The 1,593-nt window shown below is 62.6% G+C and carries 2 protein-coding genes; one reads left to right on the top strand and one right to left on the bottom strand.

All coding sequences use genetic code 11. The features are described from left to right. The first annotated feature begins 479 nt into the window (after positions 1–479). Entirely contained in the window at positions 480–1,097 is a 618-nt protein-coding gene (locus ACH2EI_RS18740; protein WP_395153597.1) for a glycosyltransferase, read from the top strand. A 200-nt stretch (positions 1,098–1,297) separates the two neighbouring features. Here ACH2EI_RS18740 and ACH2EI_RS18735 read toward each other — a convergent pair. Continuing rightward, positions 1,298–1,593 (bottom strand): hypothetical protein (locus ACH2EI_RS18735; RefSeq protein WP_395161134.1); only part of this gene is annotated, 296 nt, incomplete at its 5' end.

The following is a 1,593-nucleotide window of genomic DNA, read 5'->3' as shown; positions in this document are numbered from 1 at the left end:
GACCGACGCAGCGCGCGTCGCACTCGGGTGGAGTCCACAGGTCCAACTTCCTGAGGGCCTGCGACGTCAGGCTGCCATGATCCGATCCCGGCTCGATGTCGAGTAGTCGCGAGGGGTCAGCTTCGGAAGCCCTCCAAGTCCACGTCTTCGGTGTTGAAGGCGACAAGTTCACCGGTGCCGGGCAGGTTCAACGGGCGTTGGATGAACACCTCGCCCGGGTACTCCCGGACGATTGGGACCTCACGATCGAGAATGGCCCGCTCGGCGTCCGCGATCGTCTCCTGACTCGAGTCTCAGCGGATGCCACTGTCTGGATATGTACGCCGTTGCCCCTGAGGCAACCGTCCAAGCGACACGCACACTTCGTCTTCGATCTACGGTGGCGTCGGACCCGAAGTGGCTTGGCTCGCGTGTACCGAAGGCTCGACCTGTATCGAATCGCTCATCGATCAGATCTGATCTTTGCCATCAGCGAGCATATGGCCGAAGAGATTCGCAAGGCCTCCGACGGCAGCGTCAGGGTCGTCGTCGTGCCGATGGGTCCGGGGCAGGTAGAGGGCCGCCCGCTGCGAGAACCCGAAGACAACAACACACTGTTGTTGATAGGGCGCGCCCGGCACAAGCGCAACGAACACGTCGCCAGGCTCCTCGCAGCCTCCGATCTTGTTCGATCGGACTACCGCATCATCGCGGTCAGCGTCTCGGACGAGACTCGGCAGGTGCTTCGGTCAAGTCCGGTCGACGTCGAGTTCCTGGACGATCCCGGAGTTGATGAATTTGCGCAGCTTCTCGAGCGATCGAGTACCTACATCGGCCTCAGCGTCGACGAGGGGTTCGGGCTGCCGTTCGCTGAGGCTGCTTACTGCGGCTGCGACGTGATCGCCGTAGATCTCCCTGTTGCTCGGGAAACCTTGGGACCAGCTGGCAACTTCGTCCCTACCGGAGCCCTGACCGTGGCCCAGCTGGAAGCCGCGCTTCAACGCTGGGACTACGACCGAGTCGTACAGTTGCATAATCGGGCACGGCAGCGATCGTGGGCACACTTCGCCGCGACGATCGCCGAATGGGTCGTTATAGACCCGAATGATGATCGGTAGTACCAAGAAGGCGAAGGGCGAACTCTTTGAGGCTGGTCCCGCTGAACGAGGGCACCGATACAGCTCCTCACCATCACCCTGAGAAAGCCCATCGACTCCGACGGATCTCATCACAAACAGATTCCGAAAACCGACAACAAGGCGACTGAGACCTCTGGTCGAACCGGAGGACCAATTGGCGGCACAGTCGCCGAACCAGGTCAGCGACCGAACCAGATCACAAAAACGGCGCTACCGGCAAGCGCGACCGTCGCAGCTGTTGCCCACAACGTAGAGGCCGTGCCGGCCACGGCGCCAACAACGGTCATCGGGACCAGGCCAAGTACGAGCGCCGTCACGAAGAGGACCTCGGGCACCAGCTCGCTGATTGTCCGCTGGTAGCTCGTCACCACTAGCGTCGACACCACGCCTGCCCCGGCGAGGGCGGCGAACGCACCCGCCGACCCAGCGCCTGCAGGCATCGACGTTCCAAGCCACAGATCGACGGCCACCGGCG

It is taken from the genome of Ilumatobacter sp., from assembly GCF_041688325.1.
In the GTDB taxonomy this organism is placed as follows: domain Bacteria; phylum Actinomycetota; class Acidimicrobiia; order Acidimicrobiales; family Ilumatobacteraceae; genus Ilumatobacter_A.
The sequence above is the reverse complement of the archived record's forward strand: the minus strand, read 5'-3'. Positions and strand labels throughout refer to the sequence as shown.

What these genes read in the sequence shown, in the direction of transcription:
- ACH2EI_RS18740 (WP_395153597.1), top strand. Translation starts at nt 480, where the DNA reads ATGGCCGAAGAGATTCGCAAGGCCTCCGACGGCAGCGTCAGGGTCGTC.